At 58.2% G+C, this 15,036-nt stretch carries 17 protein-coding genes; 8 read left to right on the top strand and 9 right to left on the bottom strand.

The window, feature by feature from the left end; genetic code table 11:
* The first annotated feature begins 94 nt into the window (after positions 1–94).
* Both ACID345_RS00390 and ACID345_RS00395 read left to right on the top strand, forming a co-directional pair.
* Positions 95–520: a hypothetical protein gene (locus tag ACID345_RS00390; protein WP_148209966.1), complete on the top strand. Its 426-nt coding sequence runs from the start codon at positions 95–97 to the stop codon at positions 518–520.
* A 296-nt stretch (positions 521–816) separates the two neighbouring features.
* Positions 817–1,194 carry an energy transducer TonB gene (locus tag ACID345_RS00395; RefSeq protein WP_041855303.1) on the top strand — a complete coding sequence of 126 codons (378 nt, stop codon included), beginning with the start codon at positions 817–819 and terminating at the stop codon, positions 1,192–1,194.
* Between the two features lie 4 nt (positions 1,195–1,198).
* Here ACID345_RS00395 and ACID345_RS00400 read toward each other — a convergent pair whose 3' ends face one another.
* Positions 1,199–1,879 carry a CADD family putative folate metabolism protein gene (locus ACID345_RS00400; protein ID WP_011520885.1) on the bottom strand — a complete coding sequence of 227 codons (681 nt, stop codon included), beginning with the start codon at positions 1,877–1,879 and terminating at the stop codon, positions 1,199–1,201.
* Positions 1,880–2,059: 180 nt separating this feature from the next.
* On the opposite strand from ACID345_RS00400, the gene ACID345_RS24945 reads away from it, so the two are divergent.
* The 3 genes from ACID345_RS24945 to ACID345_RS00415 all read left to right on the top strand — a co-directional run bounded on the left by ACID345_RS24945 (position 2,060) and on the right by ACID345_RS00415 (position 5,381).
* On the top strand, positions 2,060–2,803 hold the full coding sequence (locus ACID345_RS24945; RefSeq protein ID WP_011520886.1) for a PEGA domain-containing protein: 744 nt from the start codon (positions 2,060–2,062) through the stop codon (positions 2,801–2,803).
* Positions 2,804–2,869: 66 nt separating this feature from the next.
* Complete coding sequence (mnmG, locus tag ACID345_RS00410; protein ID WP_011520887.1) at positions 2,870–4,819, top strand: tRNA uridine-5-carboxymethylaminomethyl(34) synthesis enzyme MnmG; 1,950 nt, start codon at positions 2,870–2,872, stop codon at positions 4,817–4,819.
* A gap of 67 nt (positions 4,820–4,886) precedes the next feature.
* A complete protein-coding gene (locus ACID345_RS00415; protein ID WP_011520888.1) occupies positions 4,887–5,381 on the top strand; it encodes a DinB family protein in 495 nt (164 codons plus the stop codon).
* 179 nt (positions 5,382–5,560) lie between these two features.
* On the opposite strand, the gene ACID345_RS00420 is transcribed toward ACID345_RS00415, so the two are convergent.
* Entirely contained in the window at positions 5,561–5,857 is a 297-nt protein-coding gene (locus tag ACID345_RS00420) for an HU family DNA-binding protein (protein ID WP_011520889.1), read from the bottom strand.
* A gap of 332 nt (positions 5,858–6,189) precedes the next feature.
* Positions 6,190–6,684 (bottom strand): 2-amino-4-hydroxy-6-hydroxymethyldihydropteridine diphosphokinase, encoded by a 495-nt coding sequence (gene folK, locus ACID345_RS00425; RefSeq protein ID WP_011520890.1) that lies wholly within the window; start codon positions 6,682–6,684, stop codon positions 6,190–6,192.
* 115 nt (positions 6,685–6,799) lie between these two features.
* On the opposite strand from folK, the gene ACID345_RS00430 reads away from it, so the two are divergent.
* On the top strand, positions 6,800–7,483 hold the full coding sequence (locus tag ACID345_RS00430; protein ID WP_228370711.1) for a PilZ domain-containing protein: 684 nt from the start codon (positions 6,800–6,802) through the stop codon (positions 7,481–7,483).
* On the opposite strand, the gene lpxC is transcribed toward ACID345_RS00430, so the two are convergent.
* Positions 7,480–8,388, bottom strand: coding sequence for a UDP-3-O-acyl-N-acetylglucosamine deacetylase (lpxC, locus tag ACID345_RS00435; protein ID WP_049761578.1), 909 nt, complete (start codon positions 8,386–8,388; stop codon positions 7,480–7,482). The genes ACID345_RS00430 and lpxC overlap by 4 nt on opposite strands.
* 253 nt (positions 8,389–8,641) lie before the next feature.
* On the opposite strand from lpxC, the gene ACID345_RS00440 reads away from it, so the two are divergent.
* Complete coding sequence (locus ACID345_RS00440; protein ID WP_011520893.1) at positions 8,642–10,183, top strand: ComEA family DNA-binding protein; 1,542 nt, start codon at positions 8,642–8,644, stop codon at positions 10,181–10,183.
* Here ACID345_RS00440 and ACID345_RS00445 read toward each other — a convergent pair.
* Together ACID345_RS00445 and ACID345_RS00450 are read right to left on the bottom strand one after the other, a co-directional pair.
* Positions 10,180–10,683: a hypothetical protein gene (locus ACID345_RS00445; RefSeq protein WP_011520894.1), complete on the bottom strand. Its 504-nt coding sequence runs from the start codon at positions 10,681–10,683 to the stop codon at positions 10,180–10,182. The genes ACID345_RS00440 and ACID345_RS00445 overlap by 4 nt on opposite strands.
* Positions 10,684–10,872: 189 nt before the next feature.
* On the bottom strand, positions 10,873–11,508 hold the full coding sequence (locus tag ACID345_RS00450; RefSeq protein ID WP_011520895.1) for a ribonuclease HI family protein: 636 nt from the start codon (positions 11,506–11,508) through the stop codon (positions 10,873–10,875).
* Between the two features lie 24 nt (positions 11,509–11,532).
* Here ACID345_RS00450 and ACID345_RS00455 point away from each other — a divergent pair, with 24 nt between their 5' ends.
* On the top strand, positions 11,533–11,973 hold the full coding sequence (locus ACID345_RS00455) for a hypothetical protein (protein WP_041855305.1): 441 nt from the start codon (positions 11,533–11,535) through the stop codon (positions 11,971–11,973).
* 134 nt (positions 11,974–12,107) lie between these two features.
* On the opposite strand, the gene ACID345_RS00460 is transcribed toward ACID345_RS00455, so the two are convergent.
* The 3 genes from ACID345_RS00460 to ACID345_RS00470 are packed head-to-tail and all read right to left on the bottom strand — an operon-like array spanning position 12,108 to position 14,150.
* On the bottom strand, positions 12,108–12,374 hold the full coding sequence (locus tag ACID345_RS00460) for a hypothetical protein (protein WP_011520896.1): 267 nt from the start codon (positions 12,372–12,374) through the stop codon (positions 12,108–12,110).
* A gap of 4 nt (positions 12,375–12,378) precedes the next feature.
* Entirely contained in the window at positions 12,379–13,170 is a 792-nt protein-coding gene (locus ACID345_RS00465) for a metallophosphoesterase family protein (RefSeq protein ID WP_011520897.1), read from the bottom strand.
* A gap of 2 nt (positions 13,171–13,172) precedes the next feature.
* Entirely contained in the window at positions 13,173–14,150 is a 978-nt protein-coding gene (locus tag ACID345_RS00470) for an ABC transporter ATP-binding protein (RefSeq protein ID WP_011520898.1), read from the bottom strand.
* Between the last annotated feature and the right edge of the window lie 886 nt (positions 14,151–15,036).

Here is a 15,036-nt window from a genome sequence, read left to right on the forward strand (position 1 = left end):
AAAGGGAAAGGTTGTCTGCTCGAGTTCATCATGGATTCATCCCGCATTTACGCGGGTGAAGCGACTCTCTGTCAGAATCTGCATCTAAGTTTGTGTGACGGGAAAACGGCTACTGGCGAGAACAGGTTGGGCGATGCTGGCGGGGATGATTGTGTTCCTCATGATCAGCGCCGTGCAGTCGCAGGCCACGCCGATTCGTCCTGACTTGCAGAAGATGATCAAGCAGTCAGAGCAGGGGCGGCAACTGTTCATTCCGGCGCGTGCCGGGTGGGCGGAACCAGCGGCAGCCGCGATAACGGTGAACCCGCTGCTCGAGAGCCTTGGCGGCGAGAAACTCCGCCACGATCTGCGGGACGAATTGGCAACGATCGCTACACCGGATCCGTGGATTGCGCTGGCACTGGTGACGTTGATCCTGTTAATGCGCAAGCTGCGCTCGATTGAAGCACAAAAGAACCGTGCCCGCGCTGCAGGGCTGGTGCTCGAGATGCCGGCACCGGAAGTTCAGCGAGCAGCGTAGCGCTATTAAGTTCGCGGTGGTATGACCGCATCGAAGTTACCGCGTGCAACTGAGCGCGGGTGGAGGGGCCCCTCAGAGTTTGGAGGAGCCTTTTTCCTTTTGCGCGCCAACTTCGCGACGGAGTAGAGTCGCAGCATTATGGCCTCCCTCGGCTACACCTATTCTGAAATTTCTAAGATGATTGACCACTCGCTGCTGAATCCTGCGCAAGGCATAAACCATTGTGTATGCACTCAAAGATGTCGCTTGCCCGACGGCGATGCGAGGTGCACAATTTGTGGCCGCGAGGTTGCAACGTGCGGTTCTTCTTTTCCGCGCTCCTGGTTATTGGCATGGCGCAGGGCTTAGGTGCTCAGCCACCGCAGGATATCCCACATTGTCCCTTCAAAGCCCCGCGTGACGACTGCGCGACAGTCCCAAAAGCGACTTTCACGCCGCAACCGAATTTCTCGGATTACGCGCGGAAGAAGCGGCTCGAGGGAAACGTGATCTTATCGCTCACCGTGCTGTCGGATGGTACGGTTGACGATGTGAAGGTGACGCGCAGCCTGGAGAAGAGCCTTGATGAGCAGGCAATAAAAACGGTCCGAACCTGGAAGTTCGAACCGTCTATGTACCAGGGAAAGCCAATTTCGTACTCGACCGCGGTGGAAGTGAACTTTCGTCTTTACTGACGAACTACACCACTGTCATGCGGCGCGCTTCCATGCCGTCTAACACTTCCCACAAAACCTTTGCGGCTTGTTCGGACGCGGCCAGAGCAGCTTCGCGCTGTTCGGGGTGCGCTTCTAACTCCTGCGCCAGCAGGTCGCCCCACACGCGGGAGTGTTCGACGTCGGCGTACTTGTGCAGGTCGAAGTAGCCGCAGGTTTTGCGGTCGGCCCCGTAACGTTCCTTCAAACCCTTTGACTTTTCTTCCGCCACGCGCGGCACCTGCGACTCGTACGCATAGAACGCGGCAAGCGCTTCGGCGCGGGTGCCGGTGGCGGCGATGTTGCGGAACCAGGCGATCGCGTTGGCGACCGAATCCATTGGCTGCGACGAGCGGACGGTGTCGCAATCCGCACCCATGCCGGCGGCGAAGTCGAGCCAGATGTCGCTGTGAGCACGGCCCGAGATTTCTTCGTCCGCCAAATTGCGAAGGACGGTGCGACGGGTTTCGCCATCTTCCAGACGCGAGTGGAACGCGCTCAGGTACGCGGGAAATGCCGCGACGTGATGGTAGTAATCGCCCGCATAAGCGGCGAGATCTTCACGAGTGAGCGTTCCGGCGCTCCACGCCTTGTAATAAGGATGGCAAAGCAGATCGTATTTCGAGATATGCGCGTCGAGTTCGTGCAGAAGTTGTTGGGTCTCCATAACGCTCCTCATCAGTCACGATGCATTTGGGAACCCAAGCAATATATCGCGAAAGGGGCGGGTACGTCACAGGAGGGTGTGATGTGGACGGACCCTGCACGAGCCGGTACTTACCGACGTAAGTCGATAAGTCTGTAGTCCGGAAGTAGAATTCGCAGACGTTACACGTGGGAGGTCTTTTTGAGATTTATCTTCATATTGGCGTTAACTCTTGGCATTAATTACCCGGCTGCATTCTCGCAAGACAAACCTGAAGATGGTCCCAGAGTATTCGTTACTGACAGTCAATCGTGGGAAACCCATGCCGCAGCTGGAGGGTCCGGCGGGAATTGGGGCGCATCGTCGCAAGGCGGTGCTCGACCACAAACCGCTGAGATTATCAAAACGTTCGGGGAACGGTGCCCCACCGTGAAAGTGAACAATATTGAGGCGAAAGCTGACTACATTGTTGAACTAGATCACGAAGGCGGGAAGGGCTATCTGCGACATCGTAACAAGGTCGCCGTATTCGAACACGCCTCGGGGGATGTAATTATCAGCAAGTCGACTCTTTCGTTGGGTGGTTCGGTGCAGGAAGCATGCGAAGCTATCCAAAAACACTGGTCGGCAAATGAAGCAAAAATGAGAGCGGCAACCTCAAACCAGGGTGCACCGAGTACTCCCGCGAATTCAACACCTGCGCCACCCCCGGCTCCGGAACTGACGAAAGCTGCAACTATTAAGATCGCGGTAGCCTCTCAGCCGGATGGTGCAGATATCGAAATCGACGCCGCATTCGTGGGGAACACGCCGTCCACTGTCGAGGCCACGCCCGGAGAGCACAGCGTGGTGGTGCGGAAAAAGGGCTTCAAGACGTGGGAACGGAAGTTGAAAGTCAATGGTGGAGACATTCGACTGAATGCCGAACTCGAACCTGATAAATAGCCTTCCCTTAGCGACTGGATTGTCTCAGGGAACCCAGCATTCCAAAAACCCCGGTAAAATAAAGAAGTGGGGTTCACCGAACAATACGACGTAGTTGTGGTCGGCGCCGGGCATGCTGGGTGCGAAGCCGCGATGGCGGCTGCGCGCATGGGGCTGCGTACCGCGCTCTACACGCTTAACGTCGATTTGATCGCGCAGATGTCGTGCAATCCGGCGGTGGGCGGGATTGCGAAGGGGCACCTGGTGCGCGAGGTAGACGCGCTCGGCGGCATCATGGGCGAAGTGACTGACGCGGTTGGCATCCAGTTTCGCCTGCTGAACACTTCGCGCGGACCGGCGGTGTGGTCGCCGCGCGCGCAGTGCGACAAGCAGCAGTATCGTCTGAAAATGCGCGAGGTGCTGGAGAGCGAGCCGAACCTCAAGATCAAGCAGGCAGAAGTTGCCGACCTGATCGTGGAAGATGTGAGCGATCCGACGCATCCCGAGCGCATGAAAATTGCTCGTGGGATCAAGCTGCGCGATGGACGCACCGTGGGCGCGCTGGCAGTGGTCATCACCACCGGCACTTTTCTCAACGGGCTGATTCATTGCGGTGAAGAGCAATATCCTGCCGGACGCAGCGGTGAGCCGGCATCGGTGCTGCTTGGCGAATCGCTGAAGAAGATGGGGCTGCGTGGATGCCGATTGAAGACCGGTACGCCGCCGCGACTCGACGGCCGCTCGATTGACTGGTCGAAGTTTGCGGTGCAGCCGGGCGATGCCGAGCCGACGCCATTCAGCTTCCGCACCAAGAAGATCACGCAGAAGCAGGTGCCTTGCTACATCGCGCACACGACGCCGGAGACACACCAGCTCATCCGCGAGAACGTGCATCGTTCGCCGATGTACAGCGGGCAGATCCAATCTACCGGTCCGCGCTACTGTCCGTCGATTGAAGACAAGATCGTCAAGTTCCCGGACAAAGAGACGCACCAGATTTTCCTCGAACCCGAGGGCCTGAACACGTACGAGGTGTACGTGAACGGCATGAGCACCTCACTGCCGATTGATGTGCAGCTGCGCATGGTGCACTCGATCGTAGGACTCGAAAACGCGGAGATGCTGCGGCCGGGTTACGCCATCGAGTACGATTCGATTGACCCGACGGAACTCCAGCGCACGCTAGAGACGAAGAAGATTGGTAGCCTCTATCTCGGAGGACAGATCAACGGCACCAGTGGCTACGAAGAGGCGGCATGCCAGGGGCTGATGGCGGGCATCAATGCTGCGCTGGCAGTGAAGCATGAACCGCCGCTGGTGCTCGATCGCACTGAGGCTTATACGGCGATCCTGATCGACGACCTCATCAGCAAGGGGACCAACGAGCCCTACCGGATGTTCACCTCGCGTGCAGAGTTCCGGCTGCATTTGCGGATTGATAACGCCGACCGGCGATTGACGCCGCATGGGCGCCGCGTCGGGTTGATCAAAGACGAGGCCTGGCATGCGCACTTGGCGAAGCAGCAACGCATGGACGAGCTCAAAATGACGCTGGAAAAGACGCGCATTCGCACCAGCGAACTGCCCGTGGAACTGGCAGAGAAGTTCGGGAACATTGACGGTTCGACAGTTGTACAACTTTTAAAACGTCCGGAGAGCGATGTCGCGGCGTTCGAACAAATTATCCGCCGAGTGCAGCCCACCTTCTTCGAACGCGGCGATTCCGAGCGCGAATTCGTGTCAGACATCCGCAACGAGCTGAAAGCGGTTGAGACCGAAATCAAATATGCCGGCTATCTCGACCAGCAGACGAAGGCGATTGATCGTCTGAAGCGCTCCGAGCAGCGCGTGATCCCCGAGTGGTTCGATTACGCGAGCGTCAGCGGCCTTTCGCGCGAAATGTGCGAGAAGATGCAGCGGGTACGTCCGCAAACCATCGGCCAGGCGAGCCGCATTCCAGGGGTTACGCCGGCGGCGGTGTCACTCATCAATGTGTATATCGAGATCCAGGGACGAAAGCAGAAAGCCACCACCTAAACGCCTCCCACGCGTGTACTTTTCGGCGTAAGCTACTCTCTCATTCATTTCCTATGCAGGAGTTTTTATGTCCTACGGGCAGTCGATGACGGGTGAGCTGGAACATGAGATGGCAAACACGCGCAGGGTTCTCGAGCGCGTGCCGTATGAAAAAGCCGATTGGAAGCCGCATGTAAAGTCGGGCACGCTGAAGTGGCTAGCGGGGCATTGCGCCATCATGCCCGGTTGGGGTGCGAATGTGCTCACCAGCGATGAACTCAATGTTCACGGTGTGGGCAGTGCCATTCCTGACTTCGCAACGAAAGAGGATATGATCGCGCACTTTGAGGCGGAGCTGGCGAAGTATCGTGGCGCGCTGATGGAGGCGAGCGACGACTACATCCTGAAGCCGTGGACGTTGCGCGATAACGAGCAGGTCATCTTCACGATGTCGCGGATCGCGGTTCTGCGCGGGATGGTGATGAATCACATGATCCATCATCGGGCGGAATTAATCGTGTATTTGCGCTTGCTGGATGTGCCGGTGCCGGGGCTCTACGGAGCAAGCGCGGACGAGAAGTGAGTGCAGGGGCTGAAGCCCCCAATCTTTCAGGGTGCTGTTCGGCAGCGCTGAAGCGCTGCCCTGATACAAAGCAGCAATAAATAACGCAGGGCAGCAATAACAAACGGCAGCAATGATAAAGGCCGGCAATAATAAAGGCCGGCATACAGCCGGCCTTCTGCATATCCGAGAAGCAAGAACTACTTCTTGCTGGGGGCGATGGAGTCCTTCGCGGCCTTGGCCACGCGGAACTTCACGACGGTCTTCGCAGGAATCTTGATCGGCTCGCCGGTCTGGGGGTTGCGGCCCACACGCGCTTTGCGGTTCGATTTCACGAGACGGCCGAGACCCGGAATTACGAATACGCCGTTCTTCTTGGTCTCTTTGATGGCGACTTCCGCGAGCGACTCGAGGAACGCTGCGGCGGTCTTGTTGCTGATCTCATGGCTCTCTGCCATGTGGCGGACGAGCTGTGTCTTGGTCATGCCTGATGCCATAGGAAAAATCCTCCTTGAATTTGAGTGCCTCCGCCTAAGCAGGCTGCTTGCCTGAATCACTTGGAAACCCGCAATCCATGCGGCTTTCCGCGTATCGGCGGCGCTCAATTGCGCACATCATATTACAGCCGCGCTCAGTTTGAACAGCATTTTCACTAGATTTTATGCGGGTTTTCCACAGGCCACCCCCGCCGCACCCGCTGCCCATGCAGGTTTCCGCGATGTCGTCCGTTGGACATGTTTACTCTTCAAAACATAGAGCTTATGTCGAAGTTCGGACCTCGACGATGTCCTGCGGCATCGGTGCTTAGCACTTCCGCACCACGAATTTTCTACTCGACGGAGGGCGGAACGCGTCGCACTTCCGCTGGATCGATGAGCGTTTCAAGCAGTGTTGATGCGGTCTTGCGCAGCAGTGGATGAACGGCGTCGGGAGCGATTTCTGCCAGCGGCGCGAGCACGAAGCCGCGATTGTGCATCTCTGGATGCGGCAGCGTCAACTCTGGTGTGTTAATCACTTCGTTATCAAATAGCAGCAGGTCGAGATCGATATTCCGCGGGCCTTTTGGTATTTCGCGGTGTCGGCCCATGGCTTGCTCCACCCGGAGCAAGCCGCGCAACAGGGCGATCGGTTCCAGATTGGTGCTGAGTTCCAGGGCCGCATTCACGAACCAGGGCTGGTCCGTCATCTCGACGGGCTCGGTTTCATACCACGACGACACCCGCTTCACCCCGCCTAATCCGCCGATGCGAGCGATCGCGTCGAGCAGATTGGCCTGCCGGTCTCCGAGGTTCGAACCGAGCGCAATGTAAGCCGTGTGAATCATCGGCTCCCATTATGCCGCGAAATTACTTCGGTGCACTTGTTGGCCATCGCGCGCAGACGGTACCATCAAAAATGTGTCGTTAAGCGCATTGCTCCTTTCGGAAGACCCGAACGTCGTGGACATATTGCGTCCGCTGCTGCCGGAACTCGGAATTGCGACCGACCAATGCGCTTTTCCAGACGCTGCTTTGCGGCTGCTGAACAGCCGGAAATACGAAGCCATCATCGTTGATGACGAAATTCTTGGCGGCGTGGAGTTCATGAGTTCGCTACGCGGCCTGCCGATGACGCGCAATGCCATCATCTTCGCGGTCATCCGTTACGTTGGCGTAAAAGAAGCGTTTCAGTCCGGTGCGAATTTTGCGTTGGAGAAGCCCCTCACTGCGGAACGCGCGCAGCGCAGCTTTCATGCGGCACTCGGACTCATCATGCGCGAACGCCGCCGGTTCTTCCGCTACACCGTGAACGTGCCTGCCAGCTTGGAGTTCAGCAACCGCGTGGAAAACATCACGGTAAGCAATTTGAGCGAAGGCGGAATGGCGATTGACACCAGCTTCGCGCTCACACCGGGACTGATCGTGAAGTGCCGTTTCGACCTCCCGGGACTGAAGTTCACGATCGAAGCCAAGGGCGAAGTGAGTTGGACGGACAACCAGGGTCACGCCGGCGTCTGTTTCCAGCAGGTCCCTCACCTACATAAAGAAAAGCTGGAAGAGTGGCTTACTACGCGCGGGAAGGACGAGCCTGTCGCGATCCACCGCAACTCTGCGGAAAGCTGGCACAGCGACGAAGCGAGCTAGAGCTGGTCGGCGACAGGATGGGCGCCGCTGAAATCCGGCATGTCGGGCAGCTCATCGTTCAGCGTGGACTCTTCCCAGAACGATTGATCGCGCAGAATTCTTGTGACGAGCGCGGTGTGCATGGCATGACCGGCGCGGTCGGCAACGATGCGTCCCAGCAGGCGACGCCCGAGGAGAGCCAGATCGCCAATCAGGTCAAGAACCTTGTGCCGGACAAATTCATCGGGATAGCGAAGCGGTCCGTTCTTGATGCCATCGTCGGTCAACACGATTGCGTTTTCTTCGGACGCGCCACGGATCAGTCCCATGTTCAGCATCGCATCGCGATCGCGGAGGAAACCGAAGGTCCTTGCCGGCGCGATCTCGCGCAAAAAATTTCCGTTCGAGAGTTCGACTTCAAAACGCTCGCGACCGATCGACGGATGAGGGAAGTTGATGGCATAGCTCACGGAGTAGCCGTCATACGGGTAGACGGCGATAAACTTGTCGCCCTCGCGCAACTCGATTGGCTTCACGATTCGGATATAGGACCGCTTGCGGCGCTGCTTGCGCAATCCGGCGTTAACGATCATGTCGACGAAGGGCTGGGCGCTGCCATCGAGGATGGGCAGCTCCAGGTTGTCGATTTCGATGATGGCGTTGTCCACGCCCATGCCGATGAGGGCCGAGAGCAAATGCTCGGTGGTGGAGATCAGCACGCCCTTCTTCATCAGACTGGTGGCGTAGCTGACTTTCGCGACGTTGCGGCCGGTGGCCTCGATCTCGAAGTCGTCGAGATCTGTACGGCGGAAGACGATGCCTTCGCCAGTCGATGCCGGGAGAAGCCGCAGACGCACGGGCGCGCCGCTATGCAGACCTACGCCGTGACACTCCACGCTGGATCGTATTGTTTGTTCGAAGCCCAAATCGTCGCGGCGCTATGTTGCCCGTTGTTAATAGATTACAAGCCGGGAGGCTTCCATTGGATGTGGTTAATTGGCCACAGAACCGGGGCGGTACTGTGGTATTTTCACCGCGCGGCTCAGGGCCGCGACAAAGCTCAACTTCCGCAGAAGATCGGGGAATCTCGCATGTTTTGTTGAGCTTAGCGGACGCGTGGAAACTTTTCGGGAACTCACGCGTACCTAACTGGCAGATACTCGCTCCAACGGAGGTTTCATGAAACAGCTTCGGCTTGCGTGTGCTTTGCTGGCGCTGATCGCATCGGCATTTGCTGCGGGACCGCCGGTCGTTGAGCCGGTAATCCACGGCGACCAGGCGGTCACGGCTGAGCACAACGGCACGCAGTATCCGGTGTTTCGCTTTGCGCAGGACCAGAAGCTTGTTGCTTCCATCCAGCACGTTTTCGCGAGTTCGTTTGCGGGAGAGATGCAGAAGCTCTTCATCATGAGCCGTGATATTGCGAGCGCGCGCGATCGGCGCGACGGCCTTAGGGGCGATCCCGAATTCGCGCAGCCGATTTACCTGTTGCTGTCCCAGGAAGAAGGCGGATACGCGCGGCGCGATTTCTTTTTGGAGAGTGAAGATGGCGAGCGCGTGTTCCTGGCCGCTGACTACATCGACTTAGTCGTCGATCAGGAGTCGGTGGACAGCGGCGACTTCGAAGAGATCTTCTCGCACGAGCTTGGTCACTCGATTCTGCGGAACCTCGTCGGGGAACTCGTCGGCGCGCGCTCGAACAAGATGCACCAGAGCGTGACGCTAACCGACTATCGCACCGCGTTCGACGAAGGCTTTGCGGAACACTTCCAGCCGGTGGTTCGGCAGAACTCAGCGAATCCTTCGCTTACGCGGCAGCAACGAGGCGTAGTCGCGCCGTCCTTGGCGCAGGATTTCCTGAGCCAGCGCGACCAGGTGCTGCGCAACTTCGGCCCGCCGAGTTATGTCTTCCTTCACGAACGGATGGTGCCGGCGTGCGCATCGCTCCGCGAGTGCTACGTGGTCGAGGAGACTTCGACCAGCTTCGATCCGAGCCAACTCCGCAGCGGCCAGCAAATGCTGTCTTCCGAAGGCGTGGTCTCGACCGTCTTCCTGCAACTTCTCTCGGAAGGCGGTGCGCCAGTGTGTGGTGCAGATTGCGCGCAACTCGAAGCGAAATACCGCAAGCTCTTCGAAGCTCTCGCCGAGGTGAAACCGAACGCGACGCAGTCGCCGTTGATCCAGATGCTCGAGAGTTATCGCGGGAAGTATCCGGAGGAGGGCAAACGCGTAGTGGCGGACTTTGTGCTGCTCACGCGGGGAGCGACGGTTTCGACGGAACTCGCCCACGGCACAGAGGCAATGAGTGCGGCTTCATCACGCGCCGACATTGCGGCCTTTCGCACGCAACTTCATGCGGCACAAAAGCTGCTCGCCCAAGCCACGGACGACGTCCTTGCCGGAAAGCTCAAGCTCGATGCCGCCGTCGGGCCTGAACTGTGGATTCGCAACGAGGCGTTCACGCAGGCAAGTCTGTTTCCCGGGAGCGAGGAGGCGCCGCTGCGGACCAATCTGAATACAGCTTCGGCGGAGGAGATCGCGACACTGCCGCAGTTCTCAAAGGAAACGGCGCAGGCGATGGTTCGCGAGCGCCGTCAGAGAGGATATTTCAGGTCAATCGATGAAGTGATTTCGTCGGCAAAGCTCAACCCTGGACAAGCAGAGGTCATTAAGAAGGCAGAACAGTCGCAAGCTGGCGCGAAGGCGGACCCTGTGCGCTAGCGCTGCCAACTCGTGGACATCGCTCCTGCGTCGCTCGATTGCTGGGAGCGGAGAGTCTCCAGCGTGTTCACTGCCTGCAAACCGACGAAGAGACGGAAAAGCGCCCAGGCGTGAAACGCGGCGCTGAGATACACACCGTATTTCAAGAGAAGGAGACCATCGCAGGCGTAAAGCGCCATGCCGACAAGGAATGCCCACTTCATTTCCTTGCGCCCAAAGAAGCCAAACATGGCGATCACTGCAGCGGCAAGGATTGACATGATGAGGGCCGTGCTCTGGCCGCTGTTGCCGGATTGATGCCCGACGGCGTCGAGCACGCTCGTGATCCCGAGCCCAAAGATGAATCGCATGCGCCCACCGCCCATACTGATAAGCGTGTTGACCACCGAGAGGCCGGCAATCCAGAGAAACCAGTTGGCGCTTACTATCACGCGTGCTTTCGCTGCCGCGATCTGTTGCGGCCGCGCGTTGTTTTGTGGCGACATGGCGGGCGTGGACATCGAAGGGGCCTCCCGGGAATTCAGAGTAGATGGCGAGAAAACACTAGCACCGGAGAGTAGTTCGCGGAAGTAGTTTCTCCGCGCGCGGTACTTTTCAGGCGTTCCCAAAATAGTCCGTGTTCGGCGAGAGGCTAGCTTCGGTTTCGGACTTCGCTCGTTCCGACAGAAGTCGTGCGGATGTGCCGATCTCTATTTCGCCCGGATCTTTACGAATGTTCCTTCGGGCAGCTTGGTCCCGAGGAACTGCACCACGCCGTCTTTCACAATGCCGTTCACTTCAGTCGGTTGCTTCTCGTACTGGCGCGCTTCGGAAGCAGGATCTTCGCGGCGCCGGTTTTCGGGGTCCCCGGCGAGCCCGCTTTTGGCTTGCTGCGGTGATCGTCCCATGCCGCGGTCCATGGCTTCGTTGGCGAGGGCATCGGCTTCCTTGTTGCCGCCGCGCAAGGTGTGCTCAATGCGAAACCAATCGAGGGTGCGGATCATCACCCGCGCACGGCTGTAGAGATCCAGCAGGTTCGGCGACTTCACCTTGTACTCACCGCGAATCTGCTTCACCAGCAACTCCGAATCGGCGACGACCTTGAGCGCCTTGAAGCCGTGCTTCTGCGCGTAGTCGAGCGCCGCCAACAGGCCGGAGTATTCCGCCACATTGTTGGTCTGGTGCCCGAGAAATCCGCTCAGCGCGTCCACCTTCTGTCCACGCTCATCTTCCAGCACCACGCCAAATCCGGCAGGGCCAGGGTTGCCGCGCGCTCCGCCGTCCACATGGGCGATCAATATTTTTTCGGGTTTCTTGGCGGCGGGCTCGGGAAAGAGGGATGACATGGTGCGAGTTTAAATGAAGGAGCGATGACGGAAACGGGAGTAGTTGTACGAAGGGGGGTTGCCGACAGTTATCCTGTCGACATGAAGACGATGCGTTTTGAAGCGGTGGAACTTGAACCGTATGCGCAGCCTGTGCGTTTTGATCAGTTATCGATCGGGGAGACTTACTTTTCGGTGACCTATGTCGATAGGGAGATGCTAATTCCCACGGTTGAGACGCTGGTGTATGTAGGGTCGGACCTCGAATCCGACGACGACGGGATAGTTTATTTTCAGGACGTCGGATCCCATCGTGCCGGCGTGTCGTATGGAGGCGAAGATGGGCCCGAACAAGCGGCAATCTTTCAGTGCAGTCCCAGAAACGAAATCAGTGAAATTTTTCAATGTGACTTCGCGGTAAAAGAGCTGCTGAAATGCTCGCTGAGACGCCGAAAAGCAGAGGAGAATCGTTCGTGTTCAGGCTAAGTTCATTCGCATAATCGGCCGCTCCGGCGAATGCCGCGCGATCTCTTTGAACCCGAGGCGCGCGTAGGTCGTTGCCGGCATATTGCGACAGTATCGTACGGATTATTTTCCCGTTCGCAACTCTGGCCGCTCCATTAGGAGCGTGCTTTTTTCTCAAGGTCCTGCCAGATCCATATCCCCTGCAAGTAGCCGCCCAGAATTCCGATTGGAAGAAAAAGCGCCCACGCGATCAATTCTGTACTTGACCTGCGATGTAACGGGAGATAGTCGATTACGAATAGGCCGCCAAACAGCAATAGATTGAAGGCTATTTGGCGACGCACGGCAGACTTCTTGCCTTTAGCCAGCATGTCTTTACGCCGCTGTTTTTTGAGATCCGCAATCCGCTGCTCGTCGAACATCGTTTCACCGTCCGGCCCGCAACCTCACCGCCAAATACTCCGGCAACTCTGCCGTCAGAATGCGGTGCTGCGCCAGTTCGACTGGATAAGGCACCCGGTAGAACGTAATCTTCTTCGCTTCGGAGTCAAAGAGGGCGAACGCGGCGCGCCAGTCGCCATCGCGTGGCTGGCCGATCGAGCCGGGATTGATGAGGTACCGCGCTTCCATCATCAGCGGCAGCTCCCAGGTCTCTTCTTCCATCGGCGTGTGGTATCGCGGACGAAACGTCTCAACGTACCCTTTGCGGAAAATAAACCCGCCTTGCACGTGAGTATGACCGTAGAAGGTCAGCGGGGAGTGGCCATCGCGAAAGACCTCGAAGGCCGCGGCGCTGGAGAGCAGGTAGTCGTCCTCGTCGATGGGCGAGCCGTGCACCATCTGCCCACCGGTGAAGCCCGGAATGTCCACTGGCCCGCGCTGCAGTTGTTTCACCCAGTCGCGGTTCTCGTCAGAAAGTGTTTCGGATGTCCACGTGACGGCGCGGTCGGCAACTGCGTTGAAGCCAAATGTATCGCCGATGCCTGAGCAGGCCTTGTCGTGATTCCCGCGCACCACCGGCCCATTGAGTCCGCTTACGATCTCCACTACCTCGTTCGGACTGGCGCCATAGCCCACCACGTCGCCCAGGTTCAGGACGTAGTCGTGCGCCGGCGCAGCCGCCAGCGCGGTCTGCAACGCCTCAAGGTTGCTATGGATATCGCTGATGATGAGATAGCGCATGAAAACGGAAGCCCGGCAAGGATACACCGGGCTCATTGCTACTTTACAACGTTTCCGGCGATTACCGGACAGCGCGCCCAGTGTCCGGGAGAAATTTCTATGAGCTCGGGATTCACCGTAGCGCAGTTCCCGATACGGTCCCCGCAGCGCGGCTCAAAACTACATCCGATCGTAATTGCGCCCGCGGTCGGCACGGTACCTTCAATCGTTCGCAGCGGCTCCGCGCGATTGGTCCGCAGGGTTGGCACTGAGTGCAACAGCCCCCGCGTGTAGGGATGCGCCGCGTTTTTGAAAACCTCACTGGCCGTCGCCATTTCCACAATCTGCCCGGCATACATCACCGCCACCCGATCGCTGATCTGCGAGACGACGGCAAGGTCATGCGAGATGAACAGCATCGCCAGCCCATGCCTTTGCCGCAATTCGTTTAGCAAATCGAGGATCTGCGCCTGGATGGTCACATCGAGCGCGGTCGTCGGCTCGTCGGCAATCAGTAGCCGCGGACGGTTCACGATCGCCATCGCGATCATCACGCGCTGCCGCATGCCGCCCGAAAGCTGGTGGGGATAGTCGCGTGCCCGCCGCTCTGGCTCGCGAATCTCAACCTCGGTTAGAGATTCCACGGCGCGCCGCCAAGCTTCGGTCTTCTTGACGTCCGAGTGAGCGAGCACCGCCTCCGCCACCTGGTCGCCCACGCGCATCACAGGATTCAGTGCGGTCATCGGCTCCTGGAAGATCATCGAGATCGACTCGCCGCGCAGCCGCCGCAGCTCTTCGCCTTCGAGCGCCAGCAAAGAGCGGCCATCGAACGAGATCTCGCCCGAAATCCGCGCTTGCGTCGGCAGCAGTCTTAGCACCGCCAGCGACGTCACCGACTTCCCAGATCCCGATTCGCCGACGAGCCCCAGCGTCTCGCCCGCGGCGATCCCAAACGAGATCCCGCGCACTGCGCTCCGCCATCCGTCAGGCGTAGGAAACTCGATTTTCAGGTCGCGAATCTGCAGCAAATCGCCCACGGAGCGATGGTATCAGCCACGTTCTTGCGTACCCCGGCTGCACTCAATGACCGACAGACATCGCCGAGCATCCAGCCCACACTCGAGCGAGCACCTCCACTGCTCTCTCCTGTCATCCTCGAGGAGCGCAGCGACGAAGGATCTGCTGTTGAAGTTTTTTCCGCCCGCAAAACTGCGCTAAAAAAACTTCGCAAATGAAAATTCTCAAAATTTCGAGTTCGCGAATCGCCGCATAAACAGCGAATTTTCCCAAGATTTTCACAATTGTGTCCGACTCTGCCGCACCCGCCATCCATGCGGCTATTTCTGCGAATTGGCGCGAAAAACCGCGATTGACGCGGGTTCCCGGAAAGCATCGCAAAAGGACCTTGCACAAGTTTCGGGCAGGGGTGCTGTGAATTCTCTATAAGCTACTGAAAATAGAAGTGTTGTAGGCGTACGATTTCGCATTGACTTATTTTGGCCTGGGCGTATGTTCACACTCGTTCTTTGACAGTTCTGAAGTTTTCCCGGTTGGTGGTTAGTCCGGGGCTCGAGCGAGCTCACGGCAACCAACTCCAGAGAGAAACTACGGGAAGCGCCGAAAATCTCACGATGATCGGCCCTAAGGGAAGCGACGGTTTCCCAGTCGGAAGCGACGGCATCCGATCTTTCTCCGGTAGCGGTAGTGATATCGCAGCCCGAGAAAGAGTTCCGTAGCCAAAAGCAGGAGAGCAGGTTGCGAGAGGGGCAGCAAGGGTCTATAGCGAGCTGCTGGTCGAGGCGAACAAGAACAGGTTGAAGGCAAGATGGAATCCCGAGGCGTTAACTGGTTTATCCGGTTGACGGCAAGCCCGGAGCCCAAGCGAAGATCAAGCATCGTGGCCGCAAGGAGACGGTGTTGGGT

Origin of the sequence: Candidatus Koribacter versatilis Ellin345, from assembly GCF_000014005.1 — a bacterium.
Lineage (GTDB): Bacteria > Acidobacteriota > Terriglobia > Terriglobales > Acidobacteriaceae > Korobacter > Korobacter versatilis_A.